Here is a 20,578-nt window from a genome sequence, read left to right on the forward strand (position 1 = left end):
CACCGTGCCCTGCGTTACATCGACCGTCACCGACTACACCACGACCCCGACCTCATACCGCCAGGTCACCACCTGCTGGCTGGACACCGGCGGTGGCAGCGACACATACCGCCCACCCACGGGCGGCGGAAGCCCAAGCAGCGGTGGCAGCTCAGGGATCAGCACGGGCCCGGGGCCTGGGTTCGAGTACGACCCAACGAATCCCACGGGGTCGGTGGTGGTGGCCGCACCGCCGCCACCAGACACACCAGCCGCGCCGGCGCCGACCGACGCCAGCATGAACTTCGGATGGAACAGTGGTGCGCACAGCGTAGAGACACTGCCGAGCGACTGGGTTGGGCGCATCGTCTTTGATGTCCCTGACGTGCAGGGCGCCCGCCCAGGTGGTGTGGCAATCGGACTCGCCCCAGTCTCCGCGCTACCGGTCTCTGGCCGCAATGGATACGCCCACCTGCGGTATGGGCTGGTGTTCACTGCCGACGAAGTGCGGGTGATCTCTGGCGGCGCCCAGGTCGATACGGTCCCTTACGTGGACATCTTGGGCGCCCGGATCGGTGGTTACACCGACGAAGTGGAATTTCTGATGTACGGATACCGCTTCGCGCTCAAGGTCAACAGCCTGTACCTCCACGCTGGTGCTTTCTCCATGCCTGGGTCGTATGCCCTGGACGCAACGCTTTTCACGGCGTTCGACGCGGTGGACAACCCCGCGTTCATCCCCGGAGCGTTCGGAGAGGACGGCGTTTTGAGTGGACTGATGTCGGGGTTCTCCATGGTGATGGACGCCTACACCGACTCCAGCCTGGTCCTGCCCATGCAGGGCTTTGCCGCGCAGTTCTCTGAACTGGCGACCTGCAACCTGTTCGGGGAAATGCGCGGGTTCCGCATGGATTCAGGGGTTGGGGAGGGCATCACGGGCACCATGGGGCCTTTCTCCATGGCCATGGCCGACACGGCGACCTACACGACCATGGTGGGCTCCTTCGGGCCGTTCGGCATGGTGGCGGGCATGAGCGAGCCCGACAGCGGCGTGGGCTACTCGGTGCTTTCGGCATCAATGCAGCGCTTTGGGATGTCGATGACGTTCGCGCCAACGGCCAGCCTGGAGGCCTCGATGCGCCCGTTCGAGATGCGCGCATCGTCCGAGTCATCGTATTCCGAGCTGCTGGCGCCGATGCAAGGTTTCCGGCTTCTGGCCTACGGCGGAGAAATGACGCCGCTGGTGCAGGTGATGGAAGTCGTGGGGGCCGGAGCCGACCTGGTGCAGTCCACCTACGTCACGCTGGCTGTCATCGAGCGCATCGACGGGACATCCACGGCGGTGCTGTCGCTCACCATGACCGCGGACGCCGTGGAGCGGATCAGCGCCGAGAGCGAAATCTCCGCGCTGCAGACCTATCTGGCCAGCACCATGGAGCAAGTCGGCGTGCTGGAGCGCGTGCGCGTGGCGGTCCTGCGCGATGCGGGCGGTGCGCCAGGGCCGGCTATCGACGACTCGGAAGCCTGGGTGGTGAACACCGCCTCCAGCGCCACGACCCGATACGGCAGCTATGGATTTAATAGCTTCGCAGCCTTTAGTGGAAAGCATTTCGGCGCAAAGCCAGACGGTGTGTACCTGCTTGAAGGCGCGACGGATGCGGGACAGGCCATCACCTCGGGCGTTTCGCTGGGCCAGCATGACTTTGGCACGCAGGCGCTCAAGCACATCAGCGCGGTGCACGTTGGTGTCTCGTCCCAGGGGTCCATGTTCCTCAAGGTGGGTGACGGGACTTCCAGCTACACCTACCGCGCCCGACGTGTGGACCCGCACATGAAGGTGCAGCGCTTTGACATCGGACGCGGTCTGCGGACCAACTATTTCACGTTTGAGCTGACCAACGAGAGCGACGCCTTCGAGCTTGACTCCGTGCGGTTTGAAGTGCTGGCCAGCCAGCGGAGGATCTGACATGGCGAACGGACGCGCACTCCCATCCGCATTGTTGTTCGACTGGCTCCTGGGCCGGGCATGGAACATGGCGCTCGTGAGCTACGCCAACGCGGAGCGGCTTGGCTCCAATGGGCTTGGCGGTAGTGGACCCCAGGAATCCGGCATAAGCATGGGTGGCGGCGCGCCGTCCATCGAGACATTCCTGACCAAGTACGCCGGCGACGAGCCTGCCGCCTTGGTAGTAGCCCACGACCGCATGCTGGAAGGGCAGATGAAGGAGGTGGCCGACAAATGGTCGGACGAGTTCCAGAAGATCATCACGCTGACGGCGGGTGTGGGGCCTGGGTTCACCGCGGCGGTTGACTGGCTGAACAAGGTAGCGAACGGCCAGGATGGCCTCGGGTATCTCGGGTACAACCACCGGGCGGCGCAGGCCGACTCGTTTGCCGCCCAGGTCGAGTCCGGCGTGAACCAGCGCGGCCTGCCCATGCCCCCAGGCGGCATTGCCGCATTGCGCGGTGTGGCGGCGCGCGAGGCCGTATTGCTGGTGGCCAGGGCCAAAGCCCAGATGCAGGCCGACAGGGTTGCCGAGCAGCACAAGCTGCGCATAGACGCCGTTGAGGCGCTCATCAAGGCGCGCAATGAGGCGCTGGACGCAACCATGGACTACGTGTTCACCCAGGTGCACCTCATGTTCGACGTGTTCGGTCGGAACAACGACTACCTGACCCGCCTGCAGCGCGAAGAACAGTCGATCAAGGCCCGCATGGACATCCGCTCTGCAGAGCTGGCGGGATGGGGCGAGCGCATCCAGACCACAGACGACTCCCGCGCAGCCGCCATCCAGAAGATCAAGTCGGTGACTGCTCGCTCCAACACAATTGACGAGATGACGGCCGAGTCGCACATCAAGCAGCTCCGGCGCTACTCATCGCGCGCCGCCGCGGCACTGAACAGCGCAGGGGTCAGCGTGAACTCCACGGCGCAGGAATCCAACACTATCGACGCGGGAGCATGAGCATGGACATCCCTTCGACTGGCATCGCAGCACAGGGCATCTCTGCGGCTATCGTCTATACGGCCATCGACCGCATCTCGGAGATGATCGGTGTGGCCGACGAGGCGATGCGCGGCAACATCGACAAGGAGATCAACGCCGTATTGCGCGGAATCCCTGGCAGGCCGGATGCCATGGACGCGAACTACGGCGGCGAGTTCTACGCAGCCAAGTCCGCGCTGGCCAAGGCGGACCTGGCTGGCAAAACGCCCGACATCGACCGCATGCCCCTGTTCCTCGACAACGCGGTGGGTTCCTTCTTTGAGGACTACCTCGCCAAGATGGACGCGCTTTTCCCGGGCCTGGGCGCGGCCGGGGCGGACGCCGATGCATTCGTGCGCGCCGCGCTGGCTTCCGCCGTGGGCGTTTCCTACAACGAGCAGGTGGACAGCACACCGGCAAACACGGCGTTTCTGCTGGCCCGCCGGCAGGCCTATGCCCAGGAGCGGCAGGTACTGGACGCTGCGGCATCCGCTGGGCACCGATTCGCCCATGGCCAAGCTCTGGAAGGCCTGGCCAGGATGCACGGTGGCAGTGTGGCCACATCAACTGAGGCCATCACCCGGGCGCATGCCGAGAGGCTCGCGCAGGAGCGCGCGGAGAAAATGCGCATGGCAACAGCATCGCTCGATGCCAGCATGCGCCGGGTCCGAAAGATCCATGAGCAGGTGGCAGAGTCGTTCAAGCTCAAGCTGCGCGCACGCGGCATGTGGATCAATGACCAGAACCAGGTGGTCGATGCCTCCAACAACATCACGGGGATGAACGAGCGGTTCTATGCCCAGACGGCCGAGCTGATGCGCCGCACAGCCACGCGCCGGTTCGGGCTGGATTTTGACGAGAGAGCGTCAAAAGACCGCGCGGAAGTCCTAGGAAAGCTCAAGCTGGCCAATGCGAGCGAGGTGGTTGACCTGTTCGGGAACATGGTCACCACGCTCATGAACCAGGTCAGCGCAAAGGCTGGATACAGCGGCACAGAACGGGATGGGACGGATTGGGACTCCATCATGGCATAGACCCCCCGTAGGGTTAGACCAAATGCGCGCGAACGGTGAGACTGACATAGATCGAATTTCGAAAGGCTACCCATGCACGGCTTCCAGCCCAATGCCGCGCGCCGAATGGCGCAATTGCCATCCCCTGAGCAGAAGCGCTATGCAGATGGTGGCACCGTCCCATACGGCGCACGCGGTCTGGCAGGACTGCGCGACCTTATCCCCAAGGTGCAGGCCATGGGCTATCCACAGGCCGCCCAAGCTCAGGCACCTGCCGCACCATCGGCTTCCGAACGCCTGCGGTCGATGATCCCCCAGGTGGAAGCCATGGGCTACAAGCAGCAGCCGCAGTACCTGGCGCGCGGCGGTGTGGTGCGCGGCCCAGGCACTGGGACCAGCGATTCCATCGAGACCGAGGCCGAGCCCGGCACGTTCATCATGCCGGCCGACAGCACCGAGACCATCGGTCCCGATGCGCTGGAGAAGCTGGGAACGGTTCCGGTGAAGTTGAGCAACGGAGAATTCGAGTTCCCGCCCGAACAGGTCATGGCCTTGGGTATGGCCGTGCTCAAGCTGCTCAAGGACACCACCCACGAGCCGGTGCACGGCGAGGACGGCGGCCAGACTGATGAGGAAATCGGGGAAGGCGCAGCCCATGAGAATGCAGAGGCCGCAGCGGGCGGCGTGGAGGACGACACGGAGGAAGAGGGCCTGTGCTTCCGGCCTGGCGCCCGTGAGCGTATGGCCCAGATGCCCATGGCGTTCGCCGATGGCGGTCTGGTGCAGAACGACATCACCCGCATTGGCAACAGCTACAGCGGGGGCAATGTCGGAGGCAACGTGACGATCAACGGGCAGGCTGGCGCAGGGACAGTCAGCTCTGTTCCTTGGACGAATCCTGCAGCAACGGCCCCTTCGGCTACGTCAGCGCCAGCGGCTACACCGACGGCGGCAATGTCGGCAATGTCTGCAACGACTCCAGCGCCTGCCCCAGCACCAGCGCCAGTGGCGCCCATGGGCTGGGCAGAACGCAATGCCCAGCGCAATACCCAGGTGACGGCCAGCTCCATCTTGGACAGCCCGGAGCGGCGCGCAGCCCAAGCTGCATTGGCAGCACCGGTGGGATTTCAGTCGGCTGAGCAGCGGCTGGGCTCCTACTCTGACCCGCGCAGCTCGCTGTATGACCCCAATCCCTATGCCGCAAACAATGCCGCGAAGCTGGCTGCGCCTGCGGGCTACCAGCCTCGGCGCTACGCCGACGGTGGCGTTGTTCAGGATGACTTGGCCAAGCGCCTCGAGCAGACACCCGTCGGTGGGCCTGTCGGTTGGACGGGAGGCGGGCGTTCGGCTGCATCGGCCCCGGTGGCTGCTGCGGCCGTTCCTGCAGCGGCGCCTGCGGAAGCACCAGCTCCGGCACCATCTCCTGCGCCAGCTCCATCCGGCGCCCTGAGCCGCGCCGCTTCCTTGGCAACGCCAGCACCAACTCCAGAGACAGCAACGCAGGCTTTGAGCACGCTGGCAACCCAGGGGTTCACCCATAGTGGCCAGAGCACGGGTGCTGCCGATGGTCTGGCGCGCCGTGGCGCCGCAGATGCCATGGCGCTCATGCCAAATGCGCCACCACCCGTCCAGGCACCGGTGATCCGCAACAGCACGAACGACTGGGCGGCACGCAAGGCTCTGGAGAACCTTGCCACTTCAGCATCCAGCATCACGAACGACCGGCGCTGGGGCGGAGAGGGCGCGAAGTCGCAAGATCGCCTCGCGCTCCAGCAGGCGCAGGCCACCGACGCGGCCCTGCAGATGGCGGCACCGCGGCTGGCCGAGTCCGCCATGCGTGAGCAGGGAGATACCCAGCGTGCAGGCCTGAGTCTCTCTGCCGCAGCAGCCAACGGGGCCGCCGATCGTATGGGAGCGATGGACCGCACGCTGATCACCGAGCGCGGGAACAACACGCGGGCTGGCATTTCGGCGCTCGCTGCAGTTGAAGCGGCTCGCACTAGGGCTGAATCTGCAGGTGGGAAACCACTTGCCGGGCCAGTGCTCAAACAACTTACGGAAGCGCGCGACAACGCTGTAACCATTGGGAACTTGAACAACACGTTCAAGCCGGAATTTGCCAATAAGGGGATTATGGGTGTCGGAGCCGATCTTTCGTTGATGGGCAAATCGGTTGTAGGAATCGACAAAGATGCCGTGGACTGGTGGAAGAACTATCGCAAGCAGGCGGAGCTGACCGAGCGCCACGCGCTTTTCGGTGCATCCTTAACCCCTGGCGAACAGGATTCATGGAGGTCCGCCGATATAGGCCCAGGCATGCACCCCGATGTAATCAAGAAGAACCTCGCAACCCGGGCCGCGCTGTCTTCGAAGATTTTCGGTAACACGCGGCAGGATCTAATCGACGCAGGGCATAGCGAAGAGCGGATTAATGCGATTGCTAACCGGGAGGCGGGCGCGTCAGCGGCTCCAGCAGTGGCCAACCCGCAGCCAGGAAAGCCCGCGGCGGCCGGGGCAAAGCAGCCAGCTAATCGTCCATCCTTGGATACCTTCTGGAGCAAGTAATGGCCACATTCGATTCTGATGCTGCACGCAAGGCTGGATATTCCGATGCAGAAATCAACGATCACATGGGACAGTCTTTGGGTTTTGATGTGGCTGGGGCGCGCAAGGCGGGCTACTCCGATGCTGACATTGCCGGGCAACTGCGGACGCCGCGTAAACCGGCGCCAGGCGTTTCCGAGAGTTTCGGCATGGGAGCGCTTCGTGGCGCCAAGGACGTGATTGACACTGGCGCCCAGCTCTTGGCCACAGGCTTCGACAAGATCGCAGGCACCAGCGAAGGCCAGCGTGTGGCAGACATGAATGCTGCCGGAAAGAAGGAATTCGACGCCCAGTACGGAAAGGACAACACGGCGGCCAGTCTGGGAAGGGTAGGGGGCCAGATAGTTGCCACATTGCCGGTGGGTGGCGCGCTGGGCGCCGGGGTGAAGGCTGCCGGTGTTGCGGGTATTCTTCCCAAGGCAGCAATCCCGCTGGGCGAGGCTATCGCAACAGGCGGAATGCGTAGCGGGCCACTTGCGGCAGACGCATCACTTGTGGCAAGGGCAGCTGACATGGGCGTAAGGATGGCAGGTGGTGCTATTGCTGGCGGCGCATCCGCTGCTCTTGTGGACCCAGACTCTGCGGCGCTTGGTGCTGGTATCGGCGCAGCACTACCGCCCTCCCTTGCCGCTGCTGGCAAGGTAGGACGTGTGGTGGGCTCTGCAGTCGCGCCATTCACGCAGGGAGGCAAGGACAAGATCGCCGGAAGTGTGTTGCGCCAATTTGCAACTGACCCCGACGCGGCGCAGACCGCGTTGCGCGCTGCGCCCGAGGTCGTCCCAGGATCTGCACCCTCTACCGCTGCAGCGGCCGGGGATGTCGGATTGGCAGGGCTGCAGCGAACTGTCATCAACAGGAACCCGGTCTTGGCCGCAGAGCTTGCGGAACGCGCCACAGCTCAGAACGAAGCAAGAACCCGAGCGATTGAGGCAATTGCTGGTAACCGCGGAAAAATCGCTGCTGCGGAGGAGGCGCGCAACCTTGCGACGGGCGCGATGAGAGAGGCGGCTCTTGACAGGGCGGGGGATGTGCCAGCCAAAACATTGATCGGAGGAATCAACAGTCTGCTGGCGGACCCAAATAATGCGGGGCTTTTGGCGCAGCGTGCTCTGCGTCAGTTTCGAGGGCAGATTGTTGGCGCATCGAAGAATGACGCAATTAATGCGAGGGCACTATACGCAATCCGGAAGGACATCAATGATGCTCTCGGAGGAAAGCTACAGGGAGAATCAGGCAATCTGAAGAACGCTAGATCGCAACTGATCGGTTTGAAGGACATGATCGATGAATCCATTGAAGCAGCATCTAATCGCGTTGCACCATCGGCAGAGCGTGGGATTGCCAGTGCGGGCGAGCGCGGGATGGCGCCCCGCCAAGCAGGCACGGCCTCTGCGGATAACGTGACTGGCGCGCAGCCTGCGGCGTCGTGGCGGGAGTACCTTCGGCAGTATTCTGAGCAGTCCGTTCCAATCGACCAGATGAAAGCCCTCGAAGATGTAATGAAGCGCGTGCAGACGGGAGCGATGGATACACGCGGCAACTTGGTGATGAGCAGTGCGAAACTGAACAACATCCTCAAGAATGAGGGGGACGATTTGGCGCGCACTCTGACGCCGGAGCAACTGCAGACGCTCCGGAACGTGCAAGCTGACTTGAATGCATCTACCCTGGCCAGCACCGCAGGTAAGGCGGTAGGCAGCAACACGGTGCAAAACCTGGGGAGCGACCGGTTTCTTTCTGAGGTCGCAGGCAAGCGCCTGGCCGGGAGTGGCCTGGCTCAGGACACCCTTGGGAGGGTTGCCGGGTTCGCTGCCAAGCGGTCAAACGCAGCCATCGAGGATCGGCTTGGAGAGGCGATGCTTGACCCAGGCACCGCTGCGCTGCTCATGGAATTGGCGAAGCGGCCGGATCTGCTTCAGCGGCTGGGGCAATCCCAGGGGGCTAGTTTGGCGGCGCGGGCGGCGCCTGTGCTTCTTTCAAATGGGCAGCGGTGATACATTGCACACAGACAGACTGGAGAATTCTGTGGACGATTTTCGCGAATCACAAAGCAAAGAGCTGAAGGAGCTTGGGCATATCGCCCTCAACACAAGCTTGTTGTCTGACCTTCTTGAGCAGGCATACCCTGTCATAAAAGACAGAGTAGAAATTGGGTTCGCTGATTTAACTTCCGAGGTGAAGTCGGTTCGCGGCACCTTGCAGGCGATCTTGGTCGCTCTCGTTGTGATCGCCATCATCCTTCTGATGAAATGACCGCCTTCCTATGGTTCAAGGTCGGCTGCTTTGTGGCCCTTGTGCTCTGGGAATTCGCCAAGGGCGTGATGCAGGGTATTCGCGCTGGGCGTTGAGCAAACTCGTTCGGCTACCTAGGGCAGGACTGTAGGCGCTGGGAGTGCAGCGACATTGCCAACGCTGCTACGCCCGTGGCGAACTTTGCGAGAGGATTCTTGCGGCAGTAATTTTCAACCCAAGATAGCGCCTGATTCGAGCTTACAGCAGGGAAAATCTCGCAGGTATTTGGTGTCAGCATGTTGTACGCCGACTGGAACCCTGATACGAACATGGTGTACCCGTGCATGGCGTTGACATATCCGGGAGTGCCAAATCCGTAAGTCTTCGCTTGGGATATGGAATTTACGAACTCTGGGCATTCGACGGACCCAACGCCACCCCCGTGATAATACTTTCCCGCACTGTCAGCGGAATGTGCGACTGAGCATGCAGCAATCGCCGCTGTGCAAATGATCTTCATGGCGAAGCGCATAGTTTCCCTCCTGCCCCAACTCTAGCAGGGCAGGAAGGAGCAGGGCGCCTCACTAAGTCAGGGGTGACTTAGCTGGCGGCGGGGCGCATTCTTGCTACGTGCGACTCAGACAACTTCCGCTGAGCAATCTGGAGCGCAATCTCGGCCTCTTTCAGCTTTATCTGGGCTCGCTCTGCTTCGTCAAGCGCCGCCAAACGCCGCTCTTTCATTTCACGAGCGGCTTCAGAGCGCGGATCTATCTGCGAATACCCGTGCTCTTGAATCACCAGTGCGTCATATCGCATGCGGGCCCTGGAGAACTCGTCCCGCGCTTGAGCTACGTGGTTCTGGGCCATGTGGAAGTCCATCTGCGCGATGGATATATCAAGCATGGAATTCAGATCCTCATGGTCTCTCGCTGGGAACACCGAAGCCGCAAAGCTCGCCTCAAGGCGGGCGACGATTTCAGCGTTGAACGTTCTGGTGTTGGCTTTAGCGGCCTGGTGTATGCGCGCATGAAGTTCCGGCGGCACACGCAGCGCCGTGCGGATGTAGTCGTCTTGAGTAGCCATTGGCTACGAGTTTAGGTCATGGCTTCAAAATAAAGTTGACATCACTTTGAAGCCTGGCATAATTTTGGACAGCTTCAAAGTGAAGCCAGAAAGGATCGAAGATGCAAACACAAACGCAGATGGGAAGCCTCAAGCCCTTTGGCCTGCGGATACCGGATGAGATGAAGGCCTGGGCCATTGGGCAGGCCAAGAAGGAGCGCATGAGCCTGAATTCCTGGCTCCTACGACTGCTGGACGAGAAGCGCGAGGCACAGCATGACGACGCAGCGCACTGAAAAAGGCGAAGCCCCGGTGATTGGACCCACCGAGGCTTCAGGTGAAGCAAACCCTCTACAAAAGGAAAGCAACATGGCAGATTCTACGCAACACAATGCAACCCGCGCAATCACCGTGCCGTTTCACGGCGCGGACCTGTATGTGGTTGAGCACAACGGCCAGCCATACACCCCAATGAAGCCCATCGTCACGGCAATGGGGCTGGACTGGGGTAGCCAATTCCGCAAGGTTGCAGCCAACGAGGCGCGGTGGGGTGTTCTCGAATTGAGAATACCTTCGACGGCAACTGTTGTTGATTCGACAATAGTTGGGTCTGCCGATGGCAAGAGCCGGGAACTGACGTGTATCCCCGTGCGCAAGGTGGCCGCATGGCTTGCCACGGTAGAACCTGGCAAAGTCAAGAACCCAGACGTGCGCGCCCGCGTCATCCAGTACCAAAACGAGTGCGACGATGTTCTCTGGCGATACTGGAATGATGGCATCGCAATCAACCCGCGTGCGCTGTACTCGGTGAACCCAGGCGATGTGCTGACCAAGGCCGAGGCCGACACCCTGCGCCAGACGATTGAGGGCATGGCAAAGAAACTGTCTGCCGACACCAATGTGCAGGGCAAGTTCATCATGCAGGCGTGGTCGAAGCTCAAGAGCCACTTCCATGTGAGCTACCGTGAGATCCCTCGCCATGAGCTGACCGAGGCCATTTCCATCGTCAACCGCCACACGGTTGAATGGGAGCTGGTAGACGAAGCGCCAAAGGCTGGCACCGTGCAAGAAATCGTTGCCGACTGGGTGAAGAAGATCGAATCACCCAACGGCTACCCAGCCGTGTTGTTTGAGCCGATCGTCGAGGCAGTGCAGCGCAAGATCGGCCATAGCCAGCCTGCCCAGTCCGACGCAGCGCGCACCAAGGCCGCATTCGATGCGGCGTCACAAGCCGCCGCATCAGTTCAAAGCGCGGTGTTCAACGCCGTTCTGTCGGGCAACGATGAATGGAAATACAGCCGCTGGGTGCTGGCCTTCATTGACGACAGCGCCAAGGGTTCTCCGGCCTACGTGCGCCAACTGGAGCATGGCTCATTCACCACCACCTGGCCCCGCTTGGTGCGAGATGTGGGAACTGGTGAGTGCATGAGCACTACCGCCGAACTGCTGGACATGGCCTACGCCTGCATGCAGCGCCTGGCCCAACGCGGCGCAACGACCCGCCTGGCTGCGTAGGCAAGGCTGTCCAAAAGGCAGGCCCTCAAACGAGGGCCCTGTTTAACCCCCGTGGGGTTTGGTCGAGATTGCTGGTCAGTGCACTATCCACGCAGAAGCTCTTCGCTTTCTGCAACTGAAATTACGCCAACCATAGAGAAAGCCAAAAATGGACAACCAACAGCAAACCATCCAAGGGGCCGACCGTGAAGTCCCAGCCTACGTCCTCATGTATCAAGCAATGCAGGAGGCGCAAATAAAGTTGCCGTCAAATCCCGCAAAACTAGAGCCTTGTCAGGATGGCCCAAAACCCCTGGCCCAGCCATAATCTGGCCTAGCAGTTGGTCATAGTAAGTCCGCACCTTTTCAGGTTCTGGGTGCGCATAGATCAGTGCTTTGATGGCAAGGTGAGCAACGGAAACCTGCAAGTCCAAGACTTCGACTTGGCTCAGGCGAGCTACCGCTTCAAGTGCCGCCTTCTGCTCAGGTGTTTTCATGGGGAGCCCTCTCGGGAGAAAGTTGGGGAACTTTCATCCTACCCGAGGGGGTCCCCCGTGATGTTCTGGATGTGGCGCTGGGATTTAGACTGCTCTTTTCCCGTTTGGCGCAGCAACGACCCCCCAGTAGGGTTCGACACCACACCCTGCAGTCAGAACACTGCAGGGCATGACTACCCCCGTCAAGCACAAGATCACTATTTTGCAGGGTACGACCCAGCGGATTCCGCTGTCGCGTCAGTACGTGCCCTATGCCATCACTGGCAATGAGTGCGCGGGCTACAAAAACGCCTGCACCGGGGCGCCAGTCCCGCCCACCGATTTCCACGACGAGGACTACACGGGCTGTGAAGCCCGCATGCAGATGCGCGCGGAGATCGACGGACCGGTGCTGTGGGACATGTCCACAACCAACGGCCGCATCGAGCTGAGCGGCAAGACGCTGACCCTGGTATTCGACGCGGTGGATTCCTCGGCTTTCACATTTCACGAAAGCGGCGCCATGGGCCAGGTCGAAGTGACCCGCCCCAACGGTGACGTGGAGCGCCACTACGCGCTGACATTCGTTCTGGACCGGGAGAGCACCCTGTGAGCCAGAGCGTGTTGGTCCGGACGCCGAACACCACTGCGGTGACCGTAGTGAATGAGCGTGCGGTGGTGGTGTCGCGGCCGGACCCGTTCTCGACTGTGGTTATGCGCGGTGTGCCCGGAACCGGCGGCGCGAGCGGTGCCCTGTTGGCGGTTAACCGGCTGAGCGAGTTCGACACAGAACAGAAGAAGGCAGACGCCAGGGCAAACATCGGTCTGGCCGTTATCGACGGCGGAACATTTTTCTAAGGAGTGGCCACCATGGCACGCATTCAACTCAAACGCGGCCTCAAGGCCAATCTCCCATCTACCGGCATGCTGGCCGGTGAGCCAATGGTCACGACCGACCGGGGCACGCTGCACGTTGCAACGGATGCATCGACAAAGATTCCGGTGGTGCCTGCAATCGACGATCTGGCCACGCTGGCGGCTATTTCCGGCACCGATGACCTGCTGATAGTGCACGATGCCAGCGAGGCCGCAGGCCAGAAGGAAAAGAAGATTACCTTCAATGCCTTCAAGGCGGCGCTGAACATCCCTGAGGGCACTGCAGATGAGAAAGTTGCTGTGGTGTCCGGGGGAACGAGCGGCTTCGTGTGGGGTACGGACGGTACCGACGGCGTCATCCGCATGAACTCCAGCCTGTCCTGGACGAAGGATGCAGGCAATGCCTTCGTCACCCTGGCCGTGGGCGACATCGACTGCGGCACGTTCTAGGGCGCAGCGATGCCGTCCCTCAAGATCAAGCGCGGCACACGGGCACAGCTCGATTCCGCTGCTGCGGCCAGCGGGCTGAATCAGGGCGAGCTGTACCACGTCACCGATGAGTCACGGATTGCGGTGGGAACCGCAGCAAATGCCTACAAGGCCATGATGCGCGAGGATGATCCAGTCGTTGCCTCGCAGATTCACGCCGCCACCAGCAAAGCCACGCCAGTCGATGCTGATGAGCTGGGCTACCTGGACAGCGCAAGCGGCTTTGGACTTGTCAGGATGACTTGGGGGAATTTGAAAACGTGGCTGAGTGGATTGTTCGTCGGCAAGACTGGTGCTCAGACCATGGCGGGTAACCTGAGCATCACAAAGCCCGATACAACCGCAGCACGAGTACAAACACAAAACACGTTTGGGTCGGGAGTGTCCGGCATGGGTGGGGTAAACGCCTATGAGGTCGGGTCCACGAGTTCAACTCCGGTACATATTTATGCAGGCGGCCTCATACGTGCAGTGGTCGATCCAACATCCGGCAATCTCACTATGTCGGGCGGCGCGCTTGGCTACGGCCCCGGCGCAGGCGGTACGGCGACGCAGCCGACGAGCAATACCACGGGGGTGGCGCTCAATAAGCCCAGTGGGCAAATCACCATGTCGGCGCCTATGGCGGCTGGCGCGACTGCTGTTTTCGCTGTCAACAACTCGTACGTCACACAGCAATCCGTGATCGCGCTAACGCTTGGTCCGGGGCTGGTTGCCGCTTATTCGGTGGAAGCTGACATGAACACCGGCTATTTCCGCCTCTACGTCCGCAACGTCCTGGGCGCTGCAACGACTGCGCCCGCCGTAATCAATTTCGCCGTGCTTGCTGGGAGTGTGACATGATCCTCAAACAACTAATCAAATACACCAACGCACCAGCTCTGGAGGCAACCTGGGTTGATGAAAACGATGTGGTCATCAAGTGCCACGCTTACAGCAACGGGCAGATGGACATGCTGCGCGCAGACCTCGGGGCAGATGCTGTAGAGCATGAAGCGCTGATTGCTGAGATTGAGGCGACGTATGTGCCCACTGCAGCACCATCACAAGCTGAACTTGATGCAATTGTCTCCGCTAAGATCGAAGCCCTCTGGCAAGCCGCAGACAAATACACGTCCAGCTACATCAGCGGCGTGGCCATTGGAATTTTGACCATTGGCGTCATGCAGAAAAAGCCTAAAGCGCTGGCTGTCAGCGCATGGTCATCCTCGGTATGGACTGAATACTACGTACGCAAAGCACTGGTGACTTCGAACAGTGCAGACAACCACGATTTTTCCAGCTTCGGTCCAATTCCATATTCTGTGCCTGAACTGCAAGCAGAGGCAGGACTGTGAACGAACCATGGACCGGTTAGATCCTTTCGACCCTGTCGGAAACCACATCTAAGCCGTATCCCCCCACTCTGGTTCGACCGCACATGTTATGCCCGGAACACTCCGGGTTCATGAAAACAGAAACCATCGACACCCTTGCCACGGCTGGCAGTCGTACCACCGGCGGCGGCGCTGTCGTTGGGTTCCTTGGCTGGCTGGCATCTTCCCAAGCAATCGGGCTTTTCGGCATTGGAATCGCGTTGCTTGGCGCCTTGGTGAGTTGGTACTACAAGCGCGAAGCAAACCGCCGCCAGACTGACGAGCATGCCTTGCGCCAGCAGGAGCGGCAGATACGCATCGACATCATGCGCGCCAGCGGTGTGATTCCACCCACCAGCGATACCGACCTAGGGCGCCTGGAGTTTGACGAATGAGCGCGAATATCCAGCCAAAGGTGATCTGGGTTGCGGCCCTGGGCGGTTTCGTGACGCTGCTCTCACCTGCGCTCATCGACCATCTGCAGCAGTGGGAAAGCGGCAAGGCCCGCGTGCTGGTCGTCTATGCGGACAAGCTGGCCGGCGGTATCCCGACCGTGTGCAACGGTCTCACGCGCCACGTCACCAGCACACCGATCGTCGTTGGCGAGCACTGGACCGACGAGAAGTGCGTGGTGGAAGAAGCCAATGCCCTGGAGCGTGTTCAGCGCGCTGTGCTCCCCTGCTTCAAGCGCCTGCCGCCACCCAGCGTGCTCGACATGGCCAGCAGCCACGCCTGGAACCTGGGCGCCAGCGCCACCTGCGGAAGCGGGGCCATGGCCGCATGGGCCCGTGGTGAGTGGGAGCGCGGGTGCCAGCGCATCAGCCGCGGCGATGACGGCACGCTGGTCTGGAGTTTCACAAGCCGCATAGACCCCAAGACCGGAAAAAAGGTCTTCACGTTCGTTCAGGGCCTGGCCAACCGGCGAGCCGACGAGACGCAGAAGTGCGGAGCGGATCTATGAGCGTCATCCCCTTTAAACGCCCAGAGCTGGAGCAGCAGCATGGCGCTGGCCAGGCCTTCTGCATTGGCTGCCGTCACGAGTGGGCCGCAGCTGCGCCCACGGGCACAACGCAGATGGAGTGCCCAGCCTGCCACGCCCATTTGGGACGCTGGAAGTTCGAGTTCTACCCGGCCGAAGGCCAGATGGTCCGCGAGTGCGGCTGCGGAAACCAGCTTTTCTATCTCACGCCGGACGGCCACCTGTGCGCCAACTGCGGCATTTATCAGAGGTACTGACCATGACAAAAGACAAGAGGCTGTTCATCACCATTTGCACGTACCGCACGCTGATCGTCCTCGGGGTAATTGCCTGCTTACTCGTTCCGATGGTTGGCTGCACTGTGGTCCCCGCCAGCACCGCCCGCAGCGCCTGTGAACTGCTGCAGATCGCATCTGCCGAGGCTGACATGGCCCCGGCCTGGTATGTCGAAGCCGGCGACCTGCTGGAGTCCTGCGGACGGAAAGGCGCGAAATCGGAAGCGGCAACGCGCGCCTGCTTTGCCGAGGCGCGCAACGGATACCGCGACAGCAAGGAATGCGAGGCCGCGCCATGAACCCAATTCTGTTCGCCATGTGGTGGTACTGGTGGAGGGGCTTGTGATGTTCGACAAGCTCAAAGCCTACGGCGCCATAGCTGCCGCCCTGGTGCTGGGCACCTTGCTGGTGGTGCAGACCGTACGCCTGCACAGCGAACAAATCGCGCACAAGGATCTGCAGGCCAGCACTGCAAAAGCCACCCTGAAACGCTCAGAGGCAGCCCGCGCCGACGAGGTAAAGACCGCCGGCAAGGAATCCACCCATGCCCAGGACACACAGGAGAACTCCGATGCCTTCACGATTTCGCAACCCGTGCGCGATGCCATTGCTCGCGCTGATCTTGCTGTTGCTGAGCGGCTGCGTCTCGGCGCCGAGCGCAGAGCCGCCACTTATCGCGCGCAAGCCCAAGCCGACGCCGCTTCCCGCAGCGATCTTGCAAATCGACTTGAAGCCTTCGACCGCCACATTGTCGAGGGGGCAGCAGTGGTTGCAGAGCACAGAGCAGCTCTTACCAAGCGAGACGCCGAAGTAGTCCTGCTGCGCGGCCAGATTGACACCGACCGGGCGCTGATGGAGCCCTGACAGAACCCGCCCCGGCCGGCTGCCGGGTCAACACCCTGAGAACACAATGACCCAATTTCGCAAGAAGCCTGTCGTCATCACGGCAATCACCTTTGACCAGCTCGTGGCCCACGGCACGGAGCGATGCAAGGCCGAAGGCCGCGAGTCGAACATCGTGAATGGCATACCATGGTCGTTCAGCTACGCGGGCCAACCGATTACCCACGAGAACGACGACTGCTACCTGATCCCCACGCTGGAAGGCACCATGAAGATGGGCCGCGATGACATGCTCATCACTGGAGTGAAGGGCGAGATTTACCCTTGCAAGCGCGACATTTTCGAGGCGACTTATGAAGCAGTGCCGGATGTCGCCAGCAATGAAAGTTCGCATGACTGGCGCCATAGTTCCTCGTATGGCGGGCAACTCTGTGCCGATTGTGGCGCCGTGAAGGGCTCTCGCCGGGGTGGATTGGAATGCCGCGACCCACATGCTGGTGTGACGCCTGTCGCGCTCCCCGTGGTGGACCCCGGCCAAGACTCCCTGGAACGCGAGATCCAGGCAAAGGCCAGCAATGGCCCGAGCGTGACTACTTCGGGCATTGAGGCCGAGATCGCACGCGAGCACTTCTTCACCGCGGAGCAAGGCGCATCCCATACGGATGCTGTGGCCAAGCCCTACGACTTCGGTGATACCTGGGCATCGAGCCGCCTGGACGCCGTGACCTTCTGCGTGCTGGTGCTGCGCAACGGCACCAAGGTGGTTGGCGTCAACTACGGCGCCATCGACCCGGCGCAGCACAGCACCGAGCGCGGCCGCCAGGATGCGCGCGCCCAGGCCGTTGGCAAGGTGTACGAGCTGCTGGGCTTCCGCCTGCGCGACGAACTGGCCCGCCCGGTGCTCACCGATGCGGATGCCGCTGCGGATCTTGCCGGCACCCCACGCCCAAGCCAAGCAGGAGCGGGCAATTGATCCCCGGTGCACTGGTGGCCGTTGCGGCCGTGGCGATCATTGGTTACGTGGTGTCTCTTTCATTGGGGCGTAACCCTTCCCGCGAGTTGCTGACCATCGCCGTCATTGCCCTGTTCGCGTCCTGCACCACCGCATCCCATGAACTGCCAAAGGGCAGCCTCGTGAATATCGAGGTCAGCCGATAGGGGCAACCACCCTTGAGATTCCCCGCCACGGCAAGGGGCCACCGCCGGTAGCCACGGCACCACTTTCTGGAGATCCATCATGACCCGCTCCCGTATCCTGTTTTCCGCTCTCGCCGCCGCTTTTCTGGCTGCCGCCTATTCCGTGTCCTACGCTGCAGACCGTGTGGTGTCCGCCGTGAGCTATGGTTTTGACTGCCTGCTCAGTGCCTGGGTGGAGCCCTTTAAGCCGCAGGCCAAGGCACCGGGCCAGGAGAAGCCGCGCGTGGCGTTGGTAGCAGCCAAGGCGTTCGTGCTGCGCGTGCTCAAGCGACGACCAACGGTGCATCCTTCCTGGCGGATGTGCCCGTCGATCTGATCTGCTGAATCCAGTTCGCCAATGAAAAAGCCCGCGCAATGCGGGCTTTTTTGATACGCAAGATCACATCTTCAAACGAAAGAATGCGCCCTAAATAGCTGATTGAACATACAGCTTTGCGTATCGGGAAACGGCCTGCAGACCGCATAGATACTGGATTTGCAGAACAACTTAGAAGGCTATTGCTCTATCCAGTTGAGCTACGGGCAGCAGACGGCGCTGAGCATCTGGCAAACGGCGCCAAGGCGCTGCCAGGCATGCGACCTGAGGGGGTGGATCATAACCCGTGCCTTGCGTGGCCTTGCCCGCTCGGGGACGGGCCGGGGGCTTTTTTCACCCTCTGCGGAGAATGCCGTTATAACGGGGCCATTGCCCACCCACAGGCCACCTGGCCGCATGCACCATGCCGCACAGCGTCAACCTGATCAACACCATCGCTGCCGCGCTGGGCCTGGCCCTGGTGCTGGGTTTTGCGGCAACGCGTGCAAGGCTGCCGGCGCTGGTGGGCTATCTGCTTGCGGGCGTGGTGATTGGCCCGTTCACGCCGGGCTTCGTGGCCGACGCGGCCATGGCCAGCCAGCTGGCCGAAATTGGCGTGATGCTGCTGATGTTCGGCGTGGGGTTGCATTTCTCGCTGGGCGACCTGCTGGCGGTTCGCAAGATCGCCGTGCCGGGCGCGGTGGTGCAGATTCTTGTGGCAACCGCGCTCGGCACGGCGGTGGCATCGTGGTGGGGGTGGCACTTGGGCGCGGCCCTCGTCTTTGGCATTTCGCTGTCGGTGGCCAGTACGGTGGTGCTGCTGCGGGCGCTGGAAGCACTGGGCATTCTGGACACCTACACCGGCCGCATCGCGGTGGGCTGGCTCGTGGTCGAGGACCTGGCCATGGTGCTGGTCCTGGTGCTCCTTCCTCCTCTGGCGGGCAGCCTGGGCGGCGTCGCGGCGGCGCCGGGGGCGGCCAGCGTCTGGTCCACCCTGGGCTGGACGGCGTTGCAGGTGGGCGGGTTTGTGGCACTCATGCTGGTGGTGGGGCGGCGGGTGTTTCCGTGGGTGCTGTGGCAGGTGGCGCGCACGGGTTCGCGCGAACTGTTCACGCTGTGCGTGGTGGCGGCGGCCGTGGGCATAGCCTTCGGGTCTGCGGCGCTTTTTGGGGTGTCGTTCGCGCTGGGGGCGTTCTTTGCCGGCATGGTGATGCGCGAATCGCAGTTCAGCCACCGTGCGGCGCAAGAGTCGCTGCCGCTGCGCGACGCCTTTGCAGTGTTGTTCTTCGTGTCGGTGGGCATGCTGTTCGATCCGTCCGTCATGTGGGAGCGGCCCCTGCAGGTGCTGGCTGTGGTGGCCATCATTCTGGTGGGCAAGTCGCTGGCGGCTGCCGCGCTGGTACTGGCGCTTCGCTATCCGCTGCACACGGCGCTCACGGTTTCTGCAAGCCTGGCGCAGATTGGTGAGTTCTCTTTCATCCTGGTGGGGCTGGGCACGTCGCTGGGCCTGCTGCCGCGCGAAGGCGCCAGCCTGGTGTTGGCGGGGGCCCTGTTTTCCATTGCGCTCAATCCGCTGGTGTTCCGGGCAATGGCGCCGCTGCAGAAGTGGTTGCTGGCGCGCTCGGCGCTTGCGCGGCGGCTCGAGCAGCGCGATGACCCGTTGGCCGAGCTGCCCAGCACCACGGACGAGCGCTATCTGGCGCGCCAGGTGGTGCTGGTGGGGTACGGCCGCGTGGGGCGGCGCATCGCAGCCGTTCTGGCTGCGCACGACATTCCGCTCGTCGTGGCAGAGCACAACCGCGAGGTGGTGGAGCGGTTGCGTGCCAGGGGCATTGCGGCCGTTTTTGGCGATGCGGTGGACCCGGCCGTGCTGGTGCAGGCCCACATTGCGCGGGCCTGCATGCTCGTCATCGCCGCGCCCGACACGCTTGACGTGCAGCAGATCATCACCACCGCGCGCATGCTGAACCCCGCGATCGAGACGGTGGTTCGCAGCCGTGGCGAAGAAGAGGCGCGCCGGATCGAGAAAGACTGCGACACGACGGTGTTCGTGGGCGAGGAAACGCTGGCCCAGGCCATTGCGGGCCATGTGCTCGCCCGCGCCGCAACGCGGGCCGCCCGTGCCACGTCGTCAGGTGGACTGCCGGGATCGACCTGAATTCCGGAGAAAATTGGCTGTAGCGCTTATGCAGCAAGCGCCATGCGCTATTGTTTTTGAACGGATTGCCGGGCACTTGGTTGCGTCGCCAGTGTGCACACCTGTGGGTGGCCAGAAGAAATTCGCACGCAACGCTGTGGGAGGGGCGTGCGGCGGCAGGGCAACAGGGGGCGCCTGCGGTAACGTTTTTTGGTCGAATCGTGCTGCAGCGCTTATGCATCCGGCAGGGAGTGCTCTTGTCTTTGATGAGATGCTCCCATGCTT

At 62.0% G+C, this 20,578-nt stretch carries 24 protein-coding genes; 22 read left to right on the forward strand and 2 right to left on the reverse strand.

Annotated elements, in window-relative coordinates; translation table 11 throughout:
• Window positions 1-4 precede the first annotated feature (4 nt).
• The 6 genes from ACDELDRAFT_RS04285 (at window position 5) to ACDELDRAFT_RS04310 (ending at window position 8,836) form a co-directional block, all read left to right on the forward strand.
• Window positions 5-1,945, forward strand: coding sequence for a hypothetical protein (locus ACDELDRAFT_RS04285; RefSeq protein ID WP_005793799.1), 1,941 nt, complete (start codon window positions 5-7; stop codon window positions 1,943-1,945).
• Window position 1,946: 1 nt separating this feature from the next.
• Complete coding sequence (locus ACDELDRAFT_RS04290; RefSeq protein ID WP_005793800.1) at window positions 1,947-2,945, forward strand: hypothetical protein; 999 nt, start codon at window positions 1,947-1,949, stop codon at window positions 2,943-2,945.
• Between the two features lie 2 nt (window positions 2,946-2,947).
• Window positions 2,948-4,000 (forward strand): hypothetical protein, encoded by a 1,053-nt coding sequence (locus ACDELDRAFT_RS04295; protein ID WP_005793802.1) that lies wholly within the window; start codon window positions 2,948-2,950, stop codon window positions 3,998-4,000.
• 72 nt (window positions 4,001-4,072) lie between these two features.
• A complete protein-coding gene (locus ACDELDRAFT_RS25330; protein ID WP_005793804.1) occupies window positions 4,073-6,544 on the forward strand; it encodes a hypothetical protein in 2,472 nt (823 codons plus the stop codon).
• A complete protein-coding gene (locus ACDELDRAFT_RS04305) occupies window positions 6,544-8,577 on the forward strand; it encodes a hypothetical protein (RefSeq protein WP_005793806.1) in 2,034 nt (677 codons plus the stop codon). Before ACDELDRAFT_RS25330 ends, ACDELDRAFT_RS04305 begins: the two co-directional genes overlap by 1 nt.
• 31 nt (window positions 8,578-8,608) lie before the next feature.
• Window positions 8,609-8,836, forward strand: a complete 228-nt coding sequence (locus ACDELDRAFT_RS04310; RefSeq protein WP_157764897.1) for a hypothetical protein — start codon at window positions 8,609-8,611, stop codon at window positions 8,834-8,836.
• Window positions 8,837-9,415: 579 nt separating this feature from the next.
• Here ACDELDRAFT_RS04310 and ACDELDRAFT_RS04315 read toward each other — a convergent pair.
• Complete coding sequence (locus tag ACDELDRAFT_RS04315; RefSeq protein WP_005793814.1) at window positions 9,416-9,898, reverse strand: Arc family DNA-binding protein; 483 nt, start codon at window positions 9,896-9,898, stop codon at window positions 9,416-9,418.
• 101 nt (window positions 9,899-9,999) lie between these two features.
• Here ACDELDRAFT_RS04315 and ACDELDRAFT_RS24940 point away from each other — a divergent pair, with 101 nt between their 5' ends.
• Complete coding sequence (locus ACDELDRAFT_RS24940) at window positions 10,000-10,173, forward strand: hypothetical protein (protein WP_005793816.1); 174 nt, start codon at window positions 10,000-10,002, stop codon at window positions 10,171-10,173.
• Window positions 10,174-10,246: 73 nt separating this feature from the next.
• On the forward strand, window positions 10,247-11,392 hold the full coding sequence (locus tag ACDELDRAFT_RS23570; RefSeq protein ID WP_081470082.1) for a phage antirepressor N-terminal domain-containing protein: 1,146 nt from the start codon (window positions 10,247-10,249) through the stop codon (window positions 11,390-11,392).
• A gap of 206 nt (window positions 11,393-11,598) precedes the next feature.
• Here the strand turns inward: ACDELDRAFT_RS23570 and ACDELDRAFT_RS24945 are convergent, their stop codons facing one another.
• The gene (locus ACDELDRAFT_RS24945) at window positions 11,599-11,868 is read right to left on the reverse strand and encodes a hypothetical protein (RefSeq protein WP_157764899.1); all 270 of its coding nucleotides are present in this window, start codon (window positions 11,866-11,868) and stop codon (window positions 11,599-11,601) included.
• A 169-nt stretch (window positions 11,869-12,037) separates the two neighbouring features.
• On the opposite strand from ACDELDRAFT_RS24945, the gene ACDELDRAFT_RS04325 reads away from it, so the two are divergent.
• From ACDELDRAFT_RS04325 to ybaL, 14 genes are all read left to right on the forward strand, one after another.
• Window positions 12,038-12,460 (forward strand): hypothetical protein, encoded by a 423-nt coding sequence (locus tag ACDELDRAFT_RS04325; protein ID WP_005793820.1) that lies wholly within the window; start codon window positions 12,038-12,040, stop codon window positions 12,458-12,460.
• Window positions 12,457-12,705: a hypothetical protein gene (locus tag ACDELDRAFT_RS04330; protein WP_005793821.1), complete on the forward strand. Its 249-nt coding sequence runs from the start codon at window positions 12,457-12,459 to the stop codon at window positions 12,703-12,705. The genes ACDELDRAFT_RS04325 and ACDELDRAFT_RS04330 overlap by 4 nt, the downstream gene beginning before the upstream one ends.
• Window positions 12,706-12,717: 12 nt before the next feature.
• Complete coding sequence (locus ACDELDRAFT_RS04335) at window positions 12,718-13,173, forward strand: hypothetical protein (protein ID WP_005793822.1); 456 nt, start codon at window positions 12,718-12,720, stop codon at window positions 13,171-13,173.
• Between the two features lie 9 nt (window positions 13,174-13,182).
• Window positions 13,183-14,055, forward strand: a complete 873-nt coding sequence (locus ACDELDRAFT_RS04340) for a hypothetical protein (RefSeq protein WP_005793823.1) — start codon at window positions 13,183-13,185, stop codon at window positions 14,053-14,055.
• Window positions 14,052-14,549, forward strand: coding sequence for a hypothetical protein (locus ACDELDRAFT_RS23575; RefSeq protein WP_005793824.1), 498 nt, complete (start codon window positions 14,052-14,054; stop codon window positions 14,547-14,549). Before ACDELDRAFT_RS04340 ends, ACDELDRAFT_RS23575 begins: the two co-directional genes overlap by 4 nt.
• A 110-nt stretch (window positions 14,550-14,659) precedes the next feature.
• Window positions 14,660-14,962 (forward strand): holin, encoded by a 303-nt coding sequence (locus tag ACDELDRAFT_RS04350; RefSeq protein WP_040328065.1) that lies wholly within the window; start codon window positions 14,660-14,662, stop codon window positions 14,960-14,962.
• Window positions 14,959-15,528, forward strand: a complete 570-nt coding sequence (locus ACDELDRAFT_RS04355; protein ID WP_005793828.1) for a lysozyme — start codon at window positions 14,959-14,961, stop codon at window positions 15,526-15,528. The genes ACDELDRAFT_RS04350 and ACDELDRAFT_RS04355 overlap by 4 nt, the downstream gene beginning before the upstream one ends.
• Window positions 15,525-15,803, forward strand: a complete 279-nt coding sequence (locus ACDELDRAFT_RS04360) for a hypothetical protein (RefSeq protein ID WP_005793830.1) — start codon at window positions 15,525-15,527, stop codon at window positions 15,801-15,803. Before ACDELDRAFT_RS04355 ends, ACDELDRAFT_RS04360 begins: the two co-directional genes overlap by 4 nt.
• Before the next feature lie 2 nt (window positions 15,804-15,805).
• On the forward strand, window positions 15,806-16,120 hold the full coding sequence (locus tag ACDELDRAFT_RS04365; RefSeq protein ID WP_005793832.1) for a hypothetical protein: 315 nt from the start codon (window positions 15,806-15,808) through the stop codon (window positions 16,118-16,120).
• A 46-nt stretch (window positions 16,121-16,166) separates the two neighbouring features.
• Window positions 16,167-16,685, forward strand: a complete 519-nt coding sequence (locus tag ACDELDRAFT_RS04370; RefSeq protein ID WP_005793834.1) for a hypothetical protein — start codon at window positions 16,167-16,169, stop codon at window positions 16,683-16,685.
• 46 nt (window positions 16,686-16,731) lie between these two features.
• Window positions 16,732-17,637, forward strand: coding sequence for a Gp49 family protein (locus ACDELDRAFT_RS24950; RefSeq protein ID WP_005793836.1), 906 nt, complete (start codon window positions 16,732-16,734; stop codon window positions 17,635-17,637).
• Window positions 17,634-17,822: a hypothetical protein gene (locus ACDELDRAFT_RS04380; protein WP_005793838.1), complete on the forward strand. Its 189-nt coding sequence runs from the start codon at window positions 17,634-17,636 to the stop codon at window positions 17,820-17,822. The genes ACDELDRAFT_RS24950 and ACDELDRAFT_RS04380 overlap by 4 nt, the downstream gene beginning before the upstream one ends.
• Window positions 17,823-17,901: 79 nt before the next feature.
• Complete coding sequence (locus ACDELDRAFT_RS04385; protein ID WP_005793840.1) at window positions 17,902-18,177, forward strand: hypothetical protein; 276 nt, start codon at window positions 17,902-17,904, stop codon at window positions 18,175-18,177.
• 403 nt (window positions 18,178-18,580) lie between these two features.
• Window positions 18,581-20,314 (forward strand): YbaL family putative K(+) efflux transporter, encoded by a 1,734-nt coding sequence (gene ybaL, locus ACDELDRAFT_RS04390; protein WP_005793842.1) that lies wholly within the window; start codon window positions 18,581-18,583, stop codon window positions 20,312-20,314.
• Window positions 20,315-20,578: the final 264 nt, after the last annotated feature.

Source organism: Acidovorax delafieldii 2AN (assembly GCF_000175235.1).
GTDB classification, from domain to species: Bacteria; Pseudomonadota; Gammaproteobacteria; order Burkholderiales; family Burkholderiaceae_C; genus Acidovorax; species Acidovorax delafieldii_B.

Excerpts from the sequence above, each read along its gene's own strand:
- ACDELDRAFT_RS25330 (WP_005793804.1), top strand. The coding sequence starts at position 4,073 with ATGCACGGCTTCCAGCCCAATGCCGCGCGCCGAATGGCGCAATTGCCA.
- ACDELDRAFT_RS04370 (WP_005793834.1), top strand. The coding sequence starts at position 16,167 with ATGTTCGACAAGCTCAAAGCCTACGGCGCCATAGCTGCCGCCCTGGTG.
- ACDELDRAFT_RS24940 (WP_005793816.1), top strand. The coding sequence starts at position 10,000 with ATGCAAACACAAACGCAGATGGGAAGCCTCAAGCCCTTTGGCCTGCGG.
- ACDELDRAFT_RS04385 (WP_005793840.1), top strand. The coding sequence starts at position 17,902 with ATGACCCGCTCCCGTATCCTGTTTTCCGCTCTCGCCGCCGCTTTTCTG.
- ACDELDRAFT_RS04350 (WP_040328065.1), top strand. The coding sequence starts at position 14,660 with ATGAAAACAGAAACCATCGACACCCTTGCCACGGCTGGCAGTCGTACC.
- ACDELDRAFT_RS24950 (WP_005793836.1), top strand. The coding sequence starts at position 16,732 with ATGACCCAATTTCGCAAGAAGCCTGTCGTCATCACGGCAATCACCTTT.
- ACDELDRAFT_RS04325 (WP_005793820.1), top strand. The coding sequence starts at position 12,038 with ATGACTACCCCCGTCAAGCACAAGATCACTATTTTGCAGGGTACGACC.
- ACDELDRAFT_RS04340 (WP_005793823.1), top strand. The coding sequence starts at position 13,183 with ATGCCGTCCCTCAAGATCAAGCGCGGCACACGGGCACAGCTCGATTCC.
- ACDELDRAFT_RS24945 (WP_157764899.1), bottom strand. The coding sequence starts at position 11,868 with ATGAAAACACCTGAGCAGAAGGCGGCACTTGAAGCGGTAGCTCGCCTG.
- ACDELDRAFT_RS23575 (WP_005793824.1), top strand. The coding sequence starts at position 14,052 with ATGATCCTCAAACAACTAATCAAATACACCAACGCACCAGCTCTGGAG.
- ACDELDRAFT_RS04315 (WP_005793814.1), bottom strand. The coding sequence starts at position 9,898 with ATGGCTACTCAAGACGACTACATCCGCACGGCGCTGCGTGTGCCGCCG.
- ACDELDRAFT_RS04365 (WP_005793832.1), top strand. The coding sequence starts at position 15,806 with ATGACAAAAGACAAGAGGCTGTTCATCACCATTTGCACGTACCGCACG.
- ACDELDRAFT_RS04355 (WP_005793828.1), top strand. The coding sequence starts at position 14,959 with ATGAGCGCGAATATCCAGCCAAAGGTGATCTGGGTTGCGGCCCTGGGC.
- ybaL (WP_005793842.1), top strand. The coding sequence starts at position 18,581 with ATGCCGCACAGCGTCAACCTGATCAACACCATCGCTGCCGCGCTGGGC.
- ACDELDRAFT_RS04290 (WP_005793800.1), top strand. The coding sequence starts at position 1,947 with ATGGCGAACGGACGCGCACTCCCATCCGCATTGTTGTTCGACTGGCTC.
- ACDELDRAFT_RS04335 (WP_005793822.1), top strand. The coding sequence starts at position 12,718 with ATGGCACGCATTCAACTCAAACGCGGCCTCAAGGCCAATCTCCCATCT.
- ACDELDRAFT_RS04305 (WP_005793806.1), top strand. The coding sequence starts at position 6,544 with ATGGCCACATTCGATTCTGATGCTGCACGCAAGGCTGGATATTCCGAT.
- ACDELDRAFT_RS04295 (WP_005793802.1), top strand. The coding sequence starts at position 2,948 with ATGGACATCCCTTCGACTGGCATCGCAGCACAGGGCATCTCTGCGGCT.
- ACDELDRAFT_RS04360 (WP_005793830.1), top strand. The coding sequence starts at position 15,525 with ATGAGCGTCATCCCCTTTAAACGCCCAGAGCTGGAGCAGCAGCATGGC.
- ACDELDRAFT_RS23570 (WP_081470082.1), top strand. The coding sequence starts at position 10,247 with ATGGCAGATTCTACGCAACACAATGCAACCCGCGCAATCACCGTGCCG.